General features: G+C 61.9%; 16 protein-coding genes. 14 read left to right on the top strand and 2 right to left on the bottom strand.

Going from position 1 to position 21011, the window contains the following annotated elements:
- Positions 1–177 precede the first annotated feature (177 nt).
- From AAC599_RS04315 to AAC599_RS04250, 14 genes are all read left to right on the top strand, one after another.
- The gene (locus tag AAC599_RS04315) at positions 178–1698 is read left to right on the top strand and encodes an acyl--CoA ligase (protein ID WP_340149172.1); all 1521 of its coding nucleotides are present in this window, start codon (positions 178–180) and stop codon (positions 1696–1698) included.
- Complete coding sequence (locus AAC599_RS04310; protein WP_340149171.1) at positions 1695–2678, top strand: 2-dehydropantoate 2-reductase; 984 nt, start codon at positions 1695–1697, stop codon at positions 2676–2678. Before AAC599_RS04315 ends, AAC599_RS04310 begins: the two co-directional genes overlap by 4 nt.
- Before the next feature lie 132 nt (positions 2679–2810).
- A complete protein-coding gene (locus AAC599_RS04305; protein ID WP_340149170.1) occupies positions 2811–4565 on the top strand; it encodes a gamma-glutamyltransferase in 1755 nt (584 codons plus the stop codon).
- A gap of 5 nt (positions 4566–4570) precedes the next feature.
- Positions 4571–5746, top strand: a complete 1176-nt coding sequence (locus tag AAC599_RS04300; protein ID WP_340149683.1) for a GNAT family N-acetyltransferase — start codon at positions 4571–4573, stop codon at positions 5744–5746.
- Positions 5747–5748: 2 nt separating this feature from the next.
- On the top strand, positions 5749–6567 hold the full coding sequence (locus AAC599_RS04295; protein ID WP_340149169.1) for a thioesterase domain-containing protein: 819 nt from the start codon (positions 5749–5751) through the stop codon (positions 6565–6567).
- Positions 6560–8389, top strand: coding sequence for an AMP-binding protein (locus tag AAC599_RS04290; protein ID WP_340149168.1), 1830 nt, complete (start codon positions 6560–6562; stop codon positions 8387–8389). The genes AAC599_RS04295 and AAC599_RS04290 overlap by 8 nt, the downstream gene beginning before the upstream one ends.
- A 164-nt stretch (positions 8390–8553) precedes the next feature.
- The gene (locus tag AAC599_RS04285; RefSeq protein WP_340149167.1) at positions 8554–9762 is read left to right on the top strand and encodes an acetyl-CoA C-acetyltransferase; all 1209 of its coding nucleotides are present in this window, start codon (positions 8554–8556) and stop codon (positions 9760–9762) included.
- A gap of 11 nt (positions 9763–9773) precedes the next feature.
- Positions 9774–11921: a 3-hydroxyacyl-CoA dehydrogenase NAD-binding domain-containing protein gene (locus AAC599_RS04280; RefSeq protein ID WP_340149166.1), complete on the top strand. Its 2148-nt coding sequence runs from the start codon at positions 9774–9776 to the stop codon at positions 11919–11921.
- A gap of 149 nt (positions 11922–12070) precedes the next feature.
- Entirely contained in the window at positions 12071–12565 is a 495-nt protein-coding gene (locus tag AAC599_RS04275; protein WP_340149165.1) for a MarR family transcriptional regulator, read from the top strand.
- Positions 12546–13754: an HlyD family secretion protein gene (locus tag AAC599_RS04270; protein WP_340149164.1), complete on the top strand. Its 1209-nt coding sequence runs from the start codon at positions 12546–12548 to the stop codon at positions 13752–13754. Before AAC599_RS04275 ends, AAC599_RS04270 begins: the two co-directional genes overlap by 20 nt.
- Entirely contained in the window at positions 13751–15286 is a 1536-nt protein-coding gene (locus tag AAC599_RS04265) for a DHA2 family efflux MFS transporter permease subunit (protein WP_340149163.1), read from the top strand. Before AAC599_RS04270 ends, AAC599_RS04265 begins: the two co-directional genes overlap by 4 nt.
- Before the next feature lie 99 nt (positions 15287–15385).
- Positions 15386–16537: an acyl-CoA dehydrogenase family protein gene (locus tag AAC599_RS04260; RefSeq protein WP_340149162.1), complete on the top strand. Its 1152-nt coding sequence runs from the start codon at positions 15386–15388 to the stop codon at positions 16535–16537.
- Entirely contained in the window at positions 16534–17592 is a 1059-nt protein-coding gene (locus AAC599_RS04255) for an acyl-CoA dehydrogenase family protein (protein ID WP_340149161.1), read from the top strand. The genes AAC599_RS04260 and AAC599_RS04255 overlap by 4 nt, the downstream gene beginning before the upstream one ends.
- 42 nt (positions 17593–17634) lie before the next feature.
- The gene (locus AAC599_RS04250; protein ID WP_340149160.1) at positions 17635–19323 is read left to right on the top strand and encodes an amidohydrolase family protein; all 1689 of its coding nucleotides are present in this window, start codon (positions 17635–17637) and stop codon (positions 19321–19323) included.
- Between the two features lie 4 nt (positions 19324–19327).
- Here AAC599_RS04250 and AAC599_RS04245 read toward each other — a convergent pair whose 3' ends face one another.
- The gene (locus AAC599_RS04245; protein ID WP_340149159.1) at positions 19328–20179 is read right to left on the bottom strand and encodes a TauD/TfdA family dioxygenase; all 852 of its coding nucleotides are present in this window, start codon (positions 20177–20179) and stop codon (positions 19328–19330) included.
- A gap of 43 nt (positions 20180–20222) precedes the next feature.
- Positions 20223–21008: a short-chain dehydrogenase/reductase gene (locus AAC599_RS04240; RefSeq protein ID WP_340149158.1), complete on the bottom strand. Its 786-nt coding sequence runs from the start codon at positions 21006–21008 to the stop codon at positions 20223–20225.
- Between the last annotated feature and the right edge of the window lie 3 nt (positions 21009–21011).

Here is a 21011-nt window from a genome sequence, read left to right as displayed (position 1 = left end):
AGGTTAGTGAATGATTAGTCAGTCATTGTAATAGCTTTTGCACAGGCTTCAACCGAATAAAGGAACCGGCCTTGCTCTGTCATAAGAGACAAGTTTAGCGTGACAGGAGGCGGGTTAATGGGGCAATCTGCCTGACATAATAATTCAGGATTACAAACAGCGGGGATCGTCAGTCGAATGTCAGAAGCCACGACGCTTGAAAATCTTATCGGGAGGGGACAGGACGCAATGCCGGCCATCGGCGCACCGGCCCGCTCCCCCCTCTCCTATCAGGAACTGCGCAATCTCGCCTCGGCCACCATCGTGCGGCTGAACGAGCTCGGGATCGGGCACGGCGACCGGGTGGCCATCGTGCTCCCCAACGGGCCGGAAATGGCCAGCGCCTTCGTCACCGTCGCCTGCGCGGCGACGACCGCCCCGCTCAACCCGGACTACAAGGCGGAAGAGTTCGAATTTTATCTCGACGATCTCAAGGCGAAGGCCCTGCTGGTCGAGGAAGGCAGCAGCAGCCCGGCTGTGGCGGTCGCCAAAAAGCTCGGCATCGCGGTGATCGAGCTGGTGGCGGGGAATAATACGCCCGCCGGATATTTCACGCTGAAGGGTGACAACATCGGCGCACCATCAAAGCCCGGCGCCGCCGGGGCGGAGGATATCGCGCTGATCCTGCATACCTCCGGCACCACGTCGCGGCCCAAGATCGTGCCGCTCAGCCACCGGAATGTGACGGCATCGGCGGGGAATATCGCCCGTTCGTTGAAGCTGGAACCGGCGGATAAATGCCTTAACATCATGCCGCTCTTTCATATTCACGGGCTGATCGCGGCGGTGCTTTCCTCCCTGCAGGCCGGGGCAAGCGTGACCTGCACGCCGGGGTTCAACGCCCTCAAGGTCTTCGGCTGGATCGCGGATGAAAGCCCGAGCTGGTACACCGCCGTCCCGACTATGCATCAGGCCATTCTGGCCCGTGGCGGACGCAATGCGGACATCGTGTCGGCGGCGAAACTACGCTTTATCCGCTCCTCCTCCGCCTCGCTCCCGCCGCAGGTGATGACGGCGCTGGAAGAGATGTGGAACTGCCCGGTGATCGAGGCCTATGGCATGACCGAGGCCGCGCATCAGATGGCCGCGAACCCGCTGCCGCCCGCAAAACGCATTCCAGGCAGCGTCGGCATCGCGTCGGGACCGGAGGTTGCCATCATGTCGGCGGAGGGGAAGATTCTGACCGCCGGCGAGACAGGAGAAATCGTCATTCGCGGTGACAATGTCACGACGGGCTATGAGAACAACCCCAAGGCAAATGCGGAGGCCTTCACCGATGGCTGGTTCCGCACCGGCGATCAGGGCATCATGACTGATGAGGGATATGTCACCATCACCGGACGGCTGAAGGAGATCATCAATCGCGGCGGCGAGAAAATCTCCCCGCGCGAGGTTGACGAGATTCTGATGAACCATCCCGCGGTCGAGCAGGTGGTGACCTTCGCCCTGCCCCATGACAAACTCGGGGAGGATGTCGCGGCGGCGGTGGTCCTGAAAGAGGGACAGACGGCAAGCGAGGCGGAGCTTCGCGATTTCGCCGCCCAAAGCCTTGCCGCCTTCAAGGTGCCGCGCAGCATCACGCTGCTCGATGAGATTCCAAAAGGGGCGACAGGCAAGCTGCAACGCATCGGCATGGCCGAAAAACTGGGACTGGTATGATGAAGATATGTATTTATGGCGCCGGCGCCATCGGCGGACTGATCGGCGGATTACTGGCGCGTAAAGGAGAGGCAGAAGTCTCGCTCATTGCCCGCGGGCCCCATCTCGCCGCCATTCAGAAGAACGGCCTGACGATCAAGGGACCGGAGGAAACCTTCGTTCTTGATAACATCACGGCCACGGACGATCCGGCGGAACTTGGGCCGCAGGACTATGTGATCATTGCCCTCAAGGCGCATTCCGTCGCCGGGATCGTCGACAAGGTCCAGCCCCTGCTCGGCCCGGAAACGGCGGTGGTCGCGGCGCAGAATGGCGTGCCCTGGTGGTATTTTTACGGCATCGAGGGCGAGACAGAGAACCGCCGGGTCAAGGCGGTCGATCCGGACGGCAAGATCTGGGACGGCATCGGGCCCGAACGCGCCATCGGCTGCGTCATCTATCAGGCGGCGGAGGTGACCGAGCCCGGCGTCATCGCCCATATGGCCGGAGACCGTTTCCCGGTCGGCGAACCCACGGGCGAGCGGACCGAGCGGGTCAAGGCCCTCTCCAAGCTGCTGATCGGTGCCGGGCTGAAGGCCCCCGTGCGGACCGATATCCGCTCCGATATCTGGGTCAAGCTCTGGGGCAACCTCAGTTTCAACCCGATCTCCGCGCTGACCGGCGCAACGCTCGACCTCATCACCGGCAATCCGGAAACCCGCACCGTCGCCCGGAAAATGATGCTGGAGGCGCAGGCCATCGGGGAATCCCTCGGCGTCAACTATCCGATCGATGTGGACGCCCGGATCGAGGGGGCCGCCGGGGTCGGTCCGCATAAAACATCGATGCTGGTCGACCTTGAGAGCGGCCGCCCGATGGAGATTGACGCGCTGGTCACCGCCGTGCAGGAAATGGGCGCGATTACCGGCCACGCCACCCCGACGATCGATACGGTCGTGTCGCTACTGCGCCAGAAGGCAAGCCTGCTTGGTTGCTATTAGGTCACGGGAAGCCATATCAGTGGCCACGGCACTGCAAACAGCCGCCAGATAAAGAGAAATTTAACGGTATTTATTGCATAATTTTGTTTTTAACACGGGAATGGCCGACAGTCTTTCGGCCAGTTGATCTGAATGGCACGTCAAAGCGGGGCGCAGACCGCCGCCACTAACGATAGCTATGCTGTTTCTGTCGGACATGACGTTGCCGCCGGAATAGCCAGGGATGTTCTGGACGCGGGCGGGAATGCCGTAGATGCCGGGGTTGCAGCCTCCATCGCGCTCACCGTCCTGCATTCGGAACAGGTCCAGTTCGGTGGCGTTGCACCGATCCTCCTCTATCTCGCCGATGAAAACCGCTATATCTCCATCGAGGGGGCAGGACGCTGGCCCGCCAGCGCGACGCCGGACTATTTCCGGGAAAAACACCGCGGACGTATTCCACAAGGCATCTTACGAACCGTTGTGCCCGCCGCGCCGGACGCCTGGCTGACCGCGCTTGCGCGCTTCGGCACCATGAGTTTTGCCGATCTCGCGGCCCCGGCGCAGACGCTTGCCGCGGATGGCTTCCCCGCCCATGACGATCTCGTCTCCTGCTCCACCCAGTTCGAGCGTTATTACCAGCGCATCAGTGACGACAATGCCCGCCTCTGGCTGCCGGGGGGCGCCCCGGTCGCGGCCGGGCAGATTTTCCGCCTGCCTGAACTTGCTAGGACAATCGGCCTGCTGATCGATGCCGACAGGAACGCCGCCCGGAAATCCGGGCGCGCCGCCGGGCTTCAGGCGGTGCATGATGTTTTCTATGAGGGCGATATCGCCGAGGCCATGATCCGGCATGTACAGGCATGTGATGGCTGGCTGACGCATGCCGATCTTGCCGCCCATCGCACGCCGGTTGTCGAGGCGACCGGGGCCGATGTGTTCGGCGGCAGGCTGTATACGCCCGCAAGCTGGACGCAGGGCCCGGCCCTCTCCCAGGCGCTGCAAATCCTCGATGCGGGCGGCATCAACCGCCTTACGCCGCAATCCGTCGGGGCCTGTCATATGATGATCGAAGCGCTGAAACTCGCGCTGGTCGACCGGGAGGCCTATTACGGCGATCCGGATTTTGTAGATGTCCCGATGGAAACCCTGCTCTCCCCCGCCTATGCCGCCACCCGCGCCGCCCTGATCGATACGGCGGCAGCGATCCATCCGCTCCCGCCCGCCGGAGACATTGCTGAACGCAGCACGACGTCCCCGTCCCCCGCCGCCGCACCAAATGAAGAGGCCGTGACTCTCGATACCTCCGTCGCGGCGGTAATCGACGGCGCAGGAAATATCTTTGCCTCCACGCCGAGCGATCCGTCCTTCGACGGGCCGGTCGTGCCGGAGCTTGGTTTCGTTATCTCGACGCGCGGCGCGCAAAGTTATGTGGAGGCGGATCATCCCGCCTGCCTTGCCGCCGGCAAACGCCCCCGCGTCAGCGCCTATCCGCTGATCTTCCGGGGGGCGGACGGCCGCCATATTGCGGGCGGCGGACCCGGCGCGGATTTGCAGCTTCAGGCCATGACACAGGTTCTGGCCGGCCATCTTGCCCATGATCTCGGCCTGTCTGAGGCGACAAAGGCCCCGCGCGTCTTCACCCATGGCGTTCCGGCCTCTACCGAGCCGCATCTTTCCTTCGCCGGGAAGGTCGTGATCGAGGATGAACTGCCCGAGGCGACGCTGACCGCTCTTGCCGCGCTGGGACACAAGGCCTCCCATGGCAAGGCAAGCGGCATTGCCAAGCCGTCCATCTGCCTCGTCGCGCGCGATCCGGACGGTTCCCTTGAGGCGGTCGGCGATCCGCGCCGCGCCAGCGGTCAGCATCTCAAGCAAGGCTCCCCCAGCGGAAAGGCAGTCGGTTGAACAGCATGCTGAATATGGAGAGCGGAATCGTCTCCGTCTTTACCGCCATGGCCGATATTCCGGCTAAGGACTGGGACCGCTGCGCCGGTCCGGATCATCCCTATGTGCAGCACCGCCATCTGCTGGCGCTGGAGGAAAGCGGCATCGCCAGCCCGGAAAACGGCTTTCATCCCCGCCATATCATTCTACGGGACAAGACCGGCAAGGTGGTTGCCGCCGCGCCTGCCTATCTCAAGGATCATTCGGAAGGCGAGCTCGGGGTCGATCTCGGCCTTGCCATGGCCCACACCCGGGCGGCGGGCCCTTACTACCCGAAGCTTCAGGTCGAAGTGCCAATGACGCCGATCGCCGGACCGCGCCTGCTGGTTTGCGCAGGCGAGAATGAAGCCGAAACCCGGCAAACCCTTCTCGCGGCGCTGCGGCAGCAGGCGGAAAAAGACAGCGCCTCCTCCGTCCAGATCACCTATATGACGGCGCCGGAATGGGATGCCACGGAAACTGCCGGTTTCCTGAAAAGCGAGGGCAATGCCTATGTCTGGCATAACCCGGGGGCGAATACATTCGACGATATTCTGGCCGCGATGCATTCGCGCGGCCGCTCCAAGGTTCGGCGGGAGCGCAAGAAGGTCGCTGCCGAGGGATTGACGTACCGGAGCTATCGCGGAGACAGCCTCACCGCGGAACTGGCCGCGCCCTTTTTCGAGATGTACGCCGCGACCTACAACCATAACAAAACGGAACTCTGGCATAACCTTGCCTATTTCGAGCAGATCTTTAACACCATGGCCGATGTTCAGGACCTCACCTTCGCATACAAGGGCGAGGAACTGGTGGCCATGCAGCTCAGTTTTCTGAGCGAGGAGACAATCTACGCCCATCATTGGGGACATTCGGGCGACATCCGCTTCCTGCATTTCGAGCTTGGCATCTACCAGACATATGAGACCGCGCTCGCGGGAGGGAAATCCGCCATTAATTTCGGCACCACCGGCCAGCACAAGGCCGAACGCGGCATCGCCATGGAACCCGCCTATCACAGCCTGTGGTTCCGCGCCCCCGACTTTGCGGAGATTGCAGAGTTTGGCATAAAGCGCAAGCGCGCCGCCGCGGCGAAGGAGCGCGTTGAGGAGAACGCCCGCCTGCCCTATGCAAATGGCGCCGAAAAGGAAAGCGGGAGGTGAATATGCAAAGATCGCAAAATTCCCTGCCCCGCACCCTGATGCGCATGAACAGCGCAGAGACAGGCGGCAGCCTCGTCTTCCTGCCGGATTTTGGCGGCCATGTCATCTATGCCCAACCGATCCAGAAAGTGCTTTCTTCGGAATATTCATGCTTTGGCGCCCGTCTCGCGCCGGATATGGTCGCGGTTCTCGATGACCTCGGGCTGACTGAGATTGCGGCCCGCTTTGCCGCCGACATCCACCAGAGCGACATCCCGCGCCCGGTTCATATCTGCGGCTTTTCCTTCGCGGGCCTGCTCGCCTTCGAGACGGCGCGGCATTTTTCCGCGCTGGAGCCATGGGCGGGGGAGCTGTTTATTCTGGACACCCGCATCCGCCCGCGAACCGTTGGCGCGCGGTTCCTCCGCAATCCGATGGAGGAAATGCTCTATGCCGCCCGCTATACCGCTCGCAACTGGCGCACCCTGCTCCCCGGCACGGAGGATCCGCTGGTCCTGCATCGCTACGGACAGATCCGCATGGACCTCGGCAATCACGCGGAGGCGCATCGCGCCATCATCCGCCAGCTCTATGCGAAGATGGCGGAATATACCCCGCTTCCCTGGACCGGTTCGGCCACCGTATTTCGCGCCGAGGATATCCAGTGGGGCTATCGTCTTGACGATCTCGGCTGGGGCCGGGTGATCGAGGGTCCGGTCACGCTCATCGATGTGCCGGGAGATCATCTTTCCATGCTGCGCGCGGCAGAAAATGCTGCTGTGCTTGCCGATAAAATGCGCCTTCGGCTGGAGGCGGTACAAAAGGAGTCAGTAAATGTTTGAGTTGCCGATCAAGCCGGGCGTACATGCTTTCGATCATTTCTGTGCCCATCTCGACCGGATGCTGGCGGCCAACAGCGAGAAGGAATTCGCGGAGCTTGCGAATGGCGCCGTCTCCTATGAGACACTGGCGCGCGACATGCGCCGTCTCGGCGTGGCGTTTGCGGACCTTGGCCTCGCCGTCGGAGACCGCGTCCTTGTCGCCTCAAAGGATGAGGGCGCGACGGTAAAGCTCTTCCTCGCGCTGCTGCGCGCCGGGATGACGCCGGTAATCGGTGATGCCGAGGTGACCGGACCGGAGCTTGGCGAACTACTGGAGGTCTGCGAACCCGCCGCGCTCTATGCGGACGAAGCAATGCTGGCCAATGCGGCGCTCGGCGGTAAACTGCCGCAATCAAAGATCATCCCGATCCGGGAAGTGCATGATGTGCTGTCGAACGGACGCGATCCCGGCGACTGGCCCGCCATCGAGGCCCGGCCCGACGTCGCGCTTCTGGTGCTGACCTCGGGCACCACCTCGACACCGAAGGCCGTGGAACTCACCCATGAAAACCTGATCGCGCAGCTTGCCATATTCAAGGATATCTACGGCTTTGACAGTGCCACGCGCCTGCTCAACCTCCTGCCGCTGCATCATGTGGACGGTCTCATCCGCGGGCCGCTCGTCGCCCTCTGGTTCGGCGGCTACCTCTATCGCCAGACGCCGTTCTCGGTGCAGAATGTGCCCACGATCCTGAAAAAATTCGGCGAAAGGAACATCACCCATTTCATCACCGTTCCGGCCATGCTCCGGATCGTCGCGCGGCTTGGCAGCGATGCCCGCGAGACCTTCACCGGGCCGGATTTCCGCTTTATCCTGTGCAGCGCCGACCTGCTCGACGCCGCGCTCTGGCGCCATGTCGAGGAAACCTTCAACACGCCCGTCGTCAATGCCTATGGGTTGAGCGAGGTGGTCTGCGACGCCCTCTTTGCCGGACCGGACGATGCCACCCGGCGGATCGGATCGCTCGGCCGACCGCATGGCTGCACAGCGGATATTCTGGATGATGACGGCAAGCCCGTCCCAGCCGGAGAGACCGGAGAGCTGGTGCTGTCGGGGCCGACGGTGATGCGCGGCTATTTCAACGCGCCGGAGCTGACCGCCGGCGTTATCCGCAATGGTGCCTTTCATACCGGCGACTATGCCCGCGTCGGCGAGGACGGCCTCTATGATTTCGTCGGCCGCAAGAAAACGGCGATTGTTTCCGCCGGGGCGACGATCCATCCCGAATCCGTGACTATTGTCCTCACCACCATGCCCGGCGTGGCCGAGGCCGTCGCCTTCGGAATCCCCGACACGGCGCGCGGCGAGAAGCTGGTCGCGGCGATTGCGCCGCAGCCCGGCCATGAGATCACCGCCGCCGATGCCTTCGCCTTCTGCCGTAAGCATCTCTCGGCGGAACGGACACCGGCCGAGTTCCGGATCATATCCTCCCTGCCGCGCGGCGCCTCGGGCAAGGTCCTGATGGCCGAACTGACCGCCGGGACAGCCGCTGCACCCACAGGCCTCGCTGAAGAGCAGGTGGAATTTGACAGCGAAAGCGGCAGCCTTGAGGACAAGGTCTGCGCGGTGGCCGCCAAATGCTTCAATGTCGATGCGGCAAGCCTGTCGGCGGACTCGACACCGTTCAACACCGACGGCTGGGATTCGCTCGCGCATATGACCCTGATCGAGGAGCTGGAGCTGGCCTTCGACATGCAGTTCTCCGCCGCCGAGATTGCCTCCATCGCCGCCCTGGGCGACGCTATGGAATTCATCGAAGGGGCGCTGGATACCAAGGCGTAAGTCCGCCCCTTCATTTCCTCTTATCTGTAATATCACCCGGCCATGGCATCGCCATTGACGGTTGCTTTTACCTGCGCGTAAACTAGGTCATCAGTAGAATATTTCACCATATGTCGCGCAGATAAACTGAACCCTCAAGAGTTCCCGATCAGGAGAGAACGGCAATGACAGAAGCAGCCTTCATTTATGATGCAATCCGCACCCCCCGCTCGAAGGGAAAGGCGGATGGCTCGCTGAACGAAGTTAAACCCATCACGCTGGTGACCACGCTGCTCAATGAAATGCAGCAGCGGCATGATCTCGACACCTCCCGTGTCGATGACGTCATGCTCGGCTGCGTCGCCCCGGTCAAGGAACAGGGATCGGTGCTGCCGAAGGTTGCGCTGCAGGTCGCGGGCTGGGATGAGAGCGTACCCGGCGCCCAGGTCAACCGCTTCTGCGCCTCGGGCCTTGATACCTTCAACACTGCCGCGGCCAAGGTCGCCAGCGGCTGGGAGGACCTGATCTGCGCGGGCGGCTATGAGAGCATGAGCCGCGTGCCCATGGGCAGCGACGGCGGCCCCTTCGCGGAGGACCCGGAAACCGTGCTTGCGACCGGCTTCGTGCCGCAGGGCATTGGCGCCGACCTGATTGCCACGATCGAGGGATGGTCCCGCGACGATGTCGATGAATTCGCCGTTCGCAGCCAGAAGCTCGCTGCCACGGCGCGCGACAGCGGCTGGTTCGACAAATCCGTGGTGCCGGTCCGTGACGAGAACGGCCTGATCATTCTGGAGAAAGACGACTTCATCAAACCGGATACGAATATGCAGACGCTCGGCAGCCTGAAGGCGAGCTTTGCCGGTCCCGGTGCCATGGGCTATGACGACGTTGCCCTCGCCCGCTATCCGCATGTCGAGCGGATCAACCATGTGCATACGCCCGGCAACTCCTCCGGCATCGTCGACGGCGCCTCTCTGGTGATGGTCGGCAACGAGAAAGTCGGCAAGGAACTGGGGCTGACCCCGCGCGGACGGGTGCGAGCGATTGCCCTGACCGGCACCGACCCGACGATCATGCTGACCGGTCCCGGCCCGGCATCGAAAAAGGCCCTGCAAAAAGCGGGGCTCACCCTTGATGACATCGACCTGGTGGAGATTAACGAGGCCTTCGCCTCCGTCGCCCTCCGGCTCCAGCGCGACCTTGATGTCCCGGATGAAAAACTCAATGTCGTCGGCGGCGCCATCGCCATGGGTCATCCGCTGGGGGCGACCGGCGGCTGCCTCGTCTCGACCATGCTGGACGAGCTGGAACGGCGCAATCTGAAACGCGCGCTGCTCTGCATGTGCGTCGGCGGCGGCATGGGCATCGCCTCCATCATCGAACGCGTGTAGGAGGCAGCATCATGACCGGATTCAGATACGAAAAAGACGCGGATAACATTGTCACCGTCACCATGGACATGCCGGGCCAGTCGGCCAACACCATGAGCGACGCCTATGACGGCTATATGAGCAAAACCATCGAGGCACTGGAAGGAGAAAGCGACCTTGCGGGGGTCGTCTTCGCCTCCGCCAAGAATACCTTCTTCGCCGGGGCCGACCTCAACTCCATCCTGACGACCGGGGAATCGATCGAGGATTTCTTTAACTTCATCGAAAATTCGAAGGGCTATTTCCGGCGGATTGAGAAACTTCCCGTCCCCGTCGTTGCCGCGATCAACGGCGCAGCGCTCGGTGGCGGCTATGAGCTCTGCCTTGCCTGCAACCACCGGATTGTCGTCGATAACCCGAAGGCCATTGTCGGCCTGCCGGAAGTAACCCTCGGCCTGCTGCCAGGCGCGGGCGGTGTTGTCCGGCTGACGGCGCTGCTCGGGCTGGAAAAGGCCCTGCCCCGGCTCCTTGAAGGCAAACCCGCGAAACCGGGCAAGGCCCTCGCCGAGGGGATGGTCGATGCGATTGTCGGCTCGGAGGAACAGCTTGTCCCGGCGGCGAAAGCCTGGATCAAAGAGAACCCGGAGGCGGCAGCGCAGCCCTGGGACCGCAAGGGGTTCAAATATCCCGGCGGCAATGCGGATGCGCCCAATATCCGCATGACGGCGACCGTTGCCCCGACGATGCTCTACAAGAAGACACGCGGCCTGATGCCCGCGCCGGAACGCATTCTCGACCTTGCGGTCAACTCCATGCGGATGGGCTTTGAAAGCGCGCTCCGGGCGGAGAGCCGGGGGATTTGCGCGCTCGTGCAGACACCCGAGGCCAAGGCCGCCATCGCCACCTTCTTCTTCGGCCTGAACGGCATCAAGAACGGCAAGTTCCGCCCGGAAGGCGAGCGCTGGAAAGCGAAAAGCTCTGCCGTGATCGGCGCCGGCATGATGGGCGCCGGGATCGCCTGGTCCCACGCCGCGCGCGGCCTGCCCGTGTATCTCAAAGACACCGATCTTGAGAAAACGGCGAAAGGCAAGGCCTATTCCGAAGGGCTGGTCGCCAAACGGATCAAGCGCGGCCAGATGGAGGACGAAGACGGCAAGGAACTGCTCGATCACATCAAGCCGACCGACAAGGACGCCGCCTTCGCCGGATCGGACATCATCATCGAAGCGGTGTTCGAGGATATTTCCCTCAAGGAAATCGTCATTCCGGAAACCTTCAAGCAGCTCGGGGAGAACGGTATTTACGGCTCCAACACCTCGACCCTGCCGATCTCGATGCTGGCGGCGGCCTGCCCGGACCCAGCCCGCTTCATCGGCATCCATTTCTTCTCCCCGGTCGATAAAATGCAGCTCGTCGAGTTGATCAAGGGCGAGAAAACCAGCGAGGAGACCTTGCGCAAGGCCTATGACTATGTGACGCAGATCGGCAAGATACCGATCATCGTCAATGACAGCCGGGGCTTCTTCACCTCCCGCGTGTTCGGCACCTTCACCGATGAAGGCGCGAGCCTGATCGTCGACGGCGTCGATCCCGCCCTGATCGAGCGGGCGGCCTGGAAAGCGGGGATGCCCGTCGGCCCCCTCGCCGTCGCCGATGAAGTCAGCCTCGTGCTGCAAAAGAAGGTCCATGATACCCACAAGGTTCTCGACAAGCGGCTGGGGCTAAAGGACGGCTTCCCGAGCAATAACGACGCGACTGTCGCCGTCAACCACAAGATGGTGGAGATGGAGCGCGGCGGACGCCAGTATGGCGGCGGCTTCTATGACTACGCGGCGGACGGCAGCAAGACGCTCTGGCGCGGTGTCGACCAGTTCATGAAGGGCAACAGCGAAGTGCCGATGCGCGATATCGAGGACCGGCTCATCTATCGCCAGGCGATCGAGACTTTGCGCTGCTATGACGAAGGGGTCTTGCGCAACGAAGTTGAGGCCAATGTCGGCTCGATCTTCGGGATCGGCTTCCCCGCCTACACCGGCGGCGCGCTGCAGTTCATCCATGGCGTCGGGATCGATGCCTTCGCCAAACGGGCGCAGCAACTCGCCGAGACTTACGGGGACCGCTTCGCGGTGTCGCCCTCGGCCCTCGACAAGCTGAGACGGAGCGAGAAGAAGGCCGCCTAGGCACCGCCCTCGCCGCCGCCTGCAAGGGCATAAATCTTTAGAGCGCGCGCAAGGATTATCTTGCGCGCGTTTCTTTTTATACTAAATATCTGTTGAAATTTCATATACATTGCTTACTATATATGTACCTTAGTATGAGGACGGTATATATGCAAAATCCCGACAAGAGTATTGGCTTCCTGATTCACGACGTAACGCGACTGATGCGGCGCAACCTGATGCGGCGGGCGCAGGACCTCGACCTGTCGCAGGCGCAATGGCGCGCCCTCGCCTTCCTGTCGCGGCAGGAAGGGGTGAAGCAGATTACGCTCGCCGATACCCTTGAGATACAACCGATAACACTGGCCCGGATGATCGACCGGCTGGAGGAACTGGGCCTTGTCATCCGCCGTCCTGACCCCGAAGACCGCCGCGCCGTGCGGCTTTACCTGACGCCGGAGGCCCAGCCCCTGCTGGACAAGATGTGGGAGCGGGCCGCGCAGACCCATGAAGATGCGCAGGCCGACCTGACGGCCGCGGAGCGGGAGCAATTTATCAAGACATTACAACAAATGAAGCAGAGCCTGCTGGCGACAGAGGAACGTCTCGGCCGGGAGGATCTGGAACTGGAAGAAAGAATCGCAAATGCAGCCGTCCGATCCTGATTCACCGGACAAGACCACTCCCTCGGCTCATGGGCCGTCAGGGGAGAATAATGTCCCGAGCGTCGGCAAAACCCCGGCCCGGCCGCGCCGGCGTCGGCGCTGGCTCCGTCCGGCGCTGTTGTTGTTCGGGCCGCTGCTCGTCCTGCTCGTCGGCGGCTATTTCTATTTCACCGGCGGACGCTATGTCGAGACGGACAACGCCTATGTGAAGGCGGACAAGGTGATGATCGCGGCGGAGGTATCCGGCCTGATCGCCGATGTGAATGTCTCCGAAAACCAGCCGGTTAGCGCAGGCGATGTCCTGTTTCGCATCGATGACCGCCCCTATCGCATCGCCATGGCCGAAGCCGAAGCCGGGCTTGTCCGGGCCCGCGACGAGATCGCCAGCCTGAAGGCGACCTATCGGCAGAAGCTTGGCGAGCTCAAACTGGCGAAGACCAATATCGACTTCGCCAGGAAGGAACATGGCCGCCAGAACAAGCTGATCGCCAGCAGCGCCGTCTCCCGCAGCAAGCTCGATTCCACCCGCCGCGACCTTGATGTCGCGCAGCAGGAGGAGCTCGTGATCCGGCAGGAAATCTCGGAAATAAAGGCCCGTCTTGGCGGCGATGTCGATATAAAGATGGAGGATCATTCGCTATATCTTTCCGCAAAGGCGGCGAAAGACCGCGCCGCCCTCGATCTCGAGCGGACCGTGGTGCGCGCACCCTTTGACGGGATTGCGGGCAATACGCCGCAGATCGGCCAGCAGGTGATCGGCAACGGCGCCTTCACCAGCCCGGTCATGAGCCTGATTGCCAACAAGAACATCTGGATTGAGGCAAATTTCAAGGAAACCGACCTCACACATGTCACGCAGGGACAGGCCGTCATCATCCATGTGGACACCTATCCGGACCGGGAATGGCAGGGAACCGTCCTCAGCCTCAGCCAGGCGACCGGCGCCGAATTCTCCGTCATTCCGCCGCAAAACGCGACCGGCAACTGGGTCAAGGTCGTGCAACGAATCCCGCTGCGGATCAAGGTCAACGCCAATGTGGACGATCCGCCGCTCCGCGCCGGAATGAGCACCACGGTCGAGATTGACACCAAACAACAGCGCCATATACCGCATGTCCTGCATGTGGTCCTCGACTGGTTCAGCGCCATGCCCATAGCCACAGCGAACGAGACGGCCGACCGCAAATGACCGCCGCCGCCAGCGAGAGCACACCGCTTGAGCGGGGACTGATAACCGTTTCCATCATGCTGGCGACGATCATGCAGGCGCTCGATACCACGATTGCCAATGTCGCCCTGCCCCATATGCAAGGCACCATGTCGGCAACGCAGGACCAGATTTCCTGGGTGCTGACCTCCTATATCGTGGCCGCGGCGATCATGACACCACCGACCGGCGTGCTGGCGTCCCGTCTCGGGCGCAAGCGGCTGTTCGTTATCATGGTCACCGGCTTCACCATCACCTCGATGCTATGCGGAGCGGCCAATTCGCTCTCCGAGATTGTCCTGTACCGAATCCTGCAAGGGATGTTCGGCGCCGGGTTGGTCCCGCTATCGCAGGCAGTGCTGCTCGATACCTATCCCACTGAAAAGCATGGCTCCGCCATGGCCATGTGGGGCATGGGGGTGATGGTCGGCCCGATCCTGGGCCCGACCCTCGGTGGCTATCTCACGGAAATGTACAATTGGCGCTGGGTCTTCTATATCAACCTGCCCTTTGGCATCCTGGCGCTCCTCGGCATTCTGGCGTTCGTTCCGGAAACCACCCGGGACCGGGCCCGTCATTTCGATTTCTTTGGCTTCGCCCTGCTCTCCCTCGCCATCGGCTCGCTCCAGCTCATGCTGGACCGGGGCCATTCCGAAGACTGGTTTTCCTCCTCGGAGATCATTATTGAAGCCGTGGTCGCCGCGCTCTGCCTGTATATGTTCCTCGTCCATATGTTTACGGCGAAACGACCCTTTATCGACCCCAAGCTGTTCATGGACCGGAATTTCGCGGTCAGTCTCCTGCTGATTTTTATGATCGGGGTGATCCTGCTGGCAACCCTCGCCCTGCTGCCGCCGTTTTTGCAGAATCTCATGGATTTTCCTGTCCTGATCACCGGCTATGCGCTGGCACCGCGCGGCATCGGCACCATGATCGCCATGATGATTGTCGGCCGGCTGGTCGGGCGGATGGATACGCGCCTGCTGATCCTGACCGGGATCGCCCTCACTGCTCTCTCGCTCTGGGAAATGTCCCGCTTCACGACCGAGGTCCCCATTGCCACCATCGTCTGGACGGGAATCACGCAAGGACTCGGGCTTGGGTTTATTTTTGTTCCCCTCAGCACCCTCGCCTTTTCGACACTCGCGCCGCATTTTCGTAATGAAGGCACGGCGATGTTCAGCCTGATGCGCAATATCGGCAGTAGTATCGGGATATCCATCGTTTTCACCATGCTGTCGCATAATACCCAGATCAATCACGCCACCATGGCCGAGTTGATGAACCCGTTCCGCGATGCCATGCAGCGCCCCTGGCTGCCGGAGGCGTGGAACTGGAACACGACGTCGGGCGCCGTCGCGCTGAACGCGGAAATTACGGATCAAGCATCGACAATCGCGTTCCTCAATGATTTCACGGCGATGATGTGGGTGATGATCCTGGCAGCGCCATTGCTGCTGCTGCTCAAAAAAGCTCCGAAACGGGCATCGTCGGAACTCGCCGTGCCGGAATAGCGGTTGCCATATGCATCGTTCCTATTCAGAATAGGAGCGCAACAACAAAAAGAACGTGACCGGAAAATACCGGCCACCCGAAAGAGAAACCGGTTTCATATGCAATATTTCAATTTTGACCCCTACAGCCTGCCGCCGGAGGCCGAGGAGCTTCGCAAGGAGGTTCGTGCCTTCCTGAAAGAAGAACTCGCCGACTACCCGGCGGTGCTCCGCTCCCGTTCCTGGTCCGGCAAGAGCGCCGAGTTTTCCCGGAAAGTGGGGGAGCGCGGCTGGATCGGCATGACCTGGCCGAAGAAGTACGGCGGCGGCGAACGCTCCTTCTTCGAGCGCTACGCCTTTCTGGAAGAGGTGCTGGCCTATGGCGCGCCGGTGGGCAGCCACTGGATCGCTGACCGGCAGAGCGGCCCGACAGTGATGCGCTTTGGAACGGAAGAGCAGTGCCACCGCATCCTGCCCGGGATCATCCGCGGCGAATCCTTCTTCTGCATCGGGATGAGCGAGCCGGACAGCGGCTCCGATCTGGCCTCGATCCGAACCAAGGCGGTAAAAACCGACGGCGGCTATGTCATCAACGGATCGAAAATCTGGACGACCGGCGCCGAAAGCTGCGACTGGATGATCGCGCTGGTGCGCACCGGCAACAATCCGGAAAACCGCCATCAGGGCATGAGCCAGTTCCTGATCGATCTGAAAAACTCCAAGGGGCTGACCATCAGCCCGATCAAGAATATGGCCGGGGAAGTCCATTTCAACATGGTGGTGTTCGAGGATGTCTTCGTGCCCGACGAAAACCTTATCGGCGCGGAGGGTGACGGCTGGAAGCAGGTGACGGCGGAGCTTGCGTTCGAGCGCTCGGGTCCGGAGCGCTACATGTCCTCCATCCAGCTGCTGATCGAGATTATCCGCGAGGCAAAGCTTCAGCCCGACGCCCGTGCGCAGGAACAGATCGGCCGCCTTGTCGCCCATCTCGCGACAATGCGGCGGATGTCCATCTCCGTTGCCGGAAAGCTGGAAACGGACGCTAATCCGGCGCTGGAAGCCTCGGTCGTGAAAGACCTCGGCGCGGTATATGAACAGGAAATCCCGGAAATTGCCCACCGGATCGGCCGCGGGGAAGCCAGCATGACCGCCCTCAGCGATTTCGAGCAGGTTCGCGCCTATCTGACCCAGGCGGTGGTGTCCTTTTCCTTACGTGGCGGGACACGGGAAATTCTGCGAGGGATTATTGCAAGGGGGCTCGGTCTGCGATGAATGAAATGCGTCAGATTATGGCAGATACGGTTGAAAAGCTGTTCACCGAGCATGTCACAAAGAGCCTGAAGGAATCCGCGGAAGCTTCTGATTTTCCTGAGCATTTATGGAACGCCGTTGAGGAAAACGGGCTTCTGCATATCCTGGTGCCGGAGAAATTCGGCGGCGTCGGCGCGGAGTTTGCGGATGCCGAAGTCATCGCCCGCGGCATCGGCCGCCATGCGGTGCCCATGCCGGTGGTGGAGAGCATTCTCGCCAACTGGCTACTCGCGAGCGCGGAGATCGACCTTCCCGCCGGAATGACCGTGCTTGCGCCCGTCCGTGCGGAGGAAATGCTGTCCCTCTCCGCGGGCAAGCTGAGCGGAACCGCAACGCGCGTTCCCTGGGGCCGGACGGCGGCGCAGGTTGTGGTGATCACCGCAGAGGGTGACGTTGCCCTGATGGAAGCGGGCGCCTACAGCGTGACCGAAAACCAGAATATCGCCGGCGAGCCGCGCGATACGCTCACTTTTAAGGATGCCACCCCTGCCGCCACGGGCCGCCTGCCCGGCGGGACGACGCTAGGCTCAATCTTTGCCCTCGGGGCGATGATGCGCTCGGCGCAGATGGCCGGGGCGATGGAATGGATACTGGAGGCCAGCGTGCAATATGCCAACGACAGGGTCCAGTTTGGCCGGGCCATCGGAAAATTCCAGGCCATCCAGCAGAGCATGGCGGAGCTCGCCGGACATACGGCGGCCTCCGGCGCCGCATCCACCGGGGCGTTTCAGGCGGCCGACCTCGCCCAGCAATCCGGTTTGGACAGCACCTTCGAGATTGCCGCCGCCAAGACCCGGATCAGCGAGGCCGCGGGCATCGCCGCCGCGATCTCCCACCAGATCCATGGTGCCATCGGCTTTACCTATGAGCATGACCTGCATTTCCGCACCCGGCGGCTCTGGTCCTGGCGCGATGAATTCGGCTCCGACAGCTACTGGGCGGACTGGATTGGCGGTAATGTCCTGGAACGGGAGGCCGACGATCTCTGGCCCTGGCTCACGACCCGGCCCACCTAGAACAACAACAGCAGACAAACTGCGGCAGAGGAGACATTGACCATGACACTCAATATCAAAATCACTGGCGGAACCATCATCGACGGCACCGGTGCACCCGGCTATATCGGAGACATCGGCATTTTAGATGGTCGCATTGTCGCCGTCGGACAGGTTGACGAAGACGCCGACCAGGTCATCGATGCCACCGGCCTGACGGTGACGCCAGGCTTTGTCGATATCCACACCCATTACGATGCGCAGGTGATCTGGGACCGGATGCTGTCCATCTCCCCCTGGCATGGCGTCACCACCGCGGTCATCGGCAACTGCGGCTTCGGCGTCGCGCCGACCCGGCCCGACCACCGCACCAACATCATGCGCACGCTGGAAAAGGTGGAAGGCATGTCCTATGACGCGCTGGCAAGCGGTCTTGGCGATGACTGGCCGTTCGAAAGTTTTCCCGAATATATGGATGCAATCGAGGCGCGCGGCTCCGCCATCAATCTCGCGGTCTTCGCCGGACATACGCCGATCCGCACCTATGTCATGGGCCCGGATGCCGTGGAACGTACCGCCAACAACGACGAGATCGAGGCCATGGCCGATATTGTGCGCGGCGCGATGGAGGCCGGAGCCATCGGCTTTTCCACATCGCAAGCGACCACCCATCACGGCTATGGCGGCAATCCGGTGCCGAGCCGCCTCTCCGACATGATCGAGATCGACAGCCTCGTCTCCGCCGCGAAGATTTCCGGCGCCAAGATCATCCAGGCGACCGTCGGCCCGACCCTGTTTCATGACCAGCTGGCGCTGCTCGCCCGCAAGCATGACATCCCGGTCACCTGGACGGCGCTCCTCTCAGGGATGTCCGGTCCCGGCTCCCACCGCAAGCATCAGAAAATTACGAATGACCTCAGGGCCAATGGTGCGAAAATCCATCCGCAGGTCGCCTGCCGCCCGATCAATTTCGATTTCGAGTTTAACGAGCCCTTCCCCTTCGAGATGCGCCCCCTGTTCAAGCAGGTCATGAAAGCGGACCGGGAAGGACGCAAGGCGATCTATCGCGACCCCGAGTTCCGCAAGCAGTTCCGCGAGGATACGGCGGAAGGTGCGCGCAATGCCCTTGCCGGCTGGGTCGACCGGACGGTGGTCTCCATGGCACCGGACAATCCGGAATGGGAGGAACAGCCGCTTGTCGATGTTGCGAAAAGCGTCGGCAAGGATCCGGTTGATTTCGTGCTGGACCTGTCGCTGGAAACCGACTTCGTCGCCCGCTTCCGCTTCGCCATCACCAATTATGACGAGGAGGAAGTCGCCGAGCTGTTGCAGGACGACAACATGATCCTCGGCCTGTCCGACGCTGGCGCCCATGCCAGCCAGCTTTGCGATGCCTGTTATTCGACCCATCTGCTCGGTCATTGGGTGCGTGAACGCGGCACGCTGACGCTGGAAAAGGCCATCCATATGCTGACGCAGAAACCGGCGGAACTGTTCGGCATTACGGATCGTGGCGTCCTCAAGGAAAGTGCGCTCGCCGATGTGGTCATCCTCGATCCGGCGACGGTCGCGGCGGGCAAGCTGGAACGGGTCTATGACCTGCCGACGGGGGCGGATCGCCTGATCTCACCAGCAAGCGGGATCAAGACGGTGATCGTCAACGGCAAAGTCCTGCTGGAAGAAAACCAGACCTCCATCCCCGAAGCGGCGGCGCTTCCGGGCAAGCTCTTACGAAACGGCGTCGCCGCATGAGGCCTCAGGCCGCGGGCGGATCGGCGCTAAACGTCGTGCGATAGAGCAACCTGCGGACGCCATCATAATCATTGGTGGCGTAATGCAGGGAGGTGCGGTTGTCCCAGATCGCCACATCCCCGGCGCGCCAGCGAAAGCGGCAGGAAAAATCCGGGCGGGTGCAATGCTTGTATATTTCCGCGAGAACAGGGGCGCTTTCCGCCTCACTCATATCCTCGAACCGGGTCGTGTAGATCGGGTTCAGGAAGAGCGACCGGCGGCCGCTGAGCGGCTCGGTGATCACCGCCGGATGCAGGATTTCCCGATCGGCATCGGGATCGCCGCGGATCATGCGGATGGAAGCCCCTGACCGTTCCTCTTCCGGCGGTTGATGGGTCACGCCATAGGGCGCGCCGATATGTACCGCGCGCCGCCCGTCAACGATCTTCTTTAGTTTTTCCGGGAGGGAGGCATAGGCGGCCACCTGGCTCGCCCAGACCGTATCCCCGCCCACTTCCGGCACCTCGATTGCCGACAGGACCGATCCGGCGGGCGGGTTTTCAAGAAAGCTGAAATCGGAATGCCAGTCACCGCCGAAGACGCCGGTGTTACGTTCTTCCGCCTCTTTGAGTACGGCAATGACCTCGTCATCTTCCGGCATCGGCGCGACATAGGGGAGTTTCATGAGCGGTCCGAACACCTCGGTCAGCTGCTTTTGTTGCCGGATCGTCGGATGCAGGCCGCGCAGCGCGATCATCTGGTGATCCGCGAGTGCATGGCGCAGCAGATCCGCAAGATCATCCGCGATCCCCTCATCGATCCTGACGCCCGTGATCTCGGCTCCCATCAGCCCCGTGAGTTTTTTTATTTCAACCATTTGTCCGTATTGCTGTTTTGTCTCTTGATTTCGCCGCCGGGTATCAGGAAAAACTGCCCATGTTGCCGCCATGGCCGCCATCGACATTGACCACTGAGCCGCTCACGAAGCTGGCACGATCGGAGGCCATGAAGGTGACCACATTGGCCACCTCCTCCGCCGTTGCGGCGCGGCCGCCCGGCAGGTTGCCAAGATAGCTCTGCCAGCGGTCAGGATCGCCAAACTGCTGCTCTGCGCGAGTCCGCATCAAAGTCTCGATCCGTTCGATCGCGACGGCGCCGGGACTGACGGCAAGCACCCGCAGCCCGTCATTGAGGCTGCGCCCGCCGACCGCCTTGCTGAAGGCATTGAGACCAGCGTTCCCCGTGGTGCCCGCGACATAGCCCGCATCGAAACGATCCGCCGCGAGGCCGGTCACATTGATGATCACGCCATGGCCGCGGTCCTTCATCAAGGCATAATAGGCGCGGCAGAGATTGATATAACCGAAGACCTTCAGATCCCAGGCTTCCCGCCAGCGCGCCTCGTCAATCGAGAGGAGGTCGCCCGCCGGAATGGCGCCTGCGTTGTTGATGAGGATATCGGGGAGCACCGTTGCCTCCGTCAGCGTCCTGATACTGCGGCTGTCGCTCAGATCAAGGGCGGAATATGTCACCGTAACTTTGGTAGCTTCCGAGATGTCCGCCGCCGTCTTCGCCAGCAATTCCTCGTTCCGCGCGACCAGATGCACGGCGCAGCCTTCCGATGCCAGCCCGCGGGCGACCGCGGCCCCGATTCCCTTCGATCCGCCGGTGACAATGGCGCTTTTCCCATCAAGACCCAGATTCATTTT

It is taken from the genome of uncultured Sneathiella sp. (genome assembly GCF_963976355.1).
In the GTDB taxonomy this organism is placed as follows: domain Bacteria; phylum Pseudomonadota; class Alphaproteobacteria; order Sneathiellales; family Sneathiellaceae; genus Sneathiella.
Note: the sequence above shows the minus strand (reverse complement) of the source record. Positions and strands in the feature narration are given on the sequence as shown.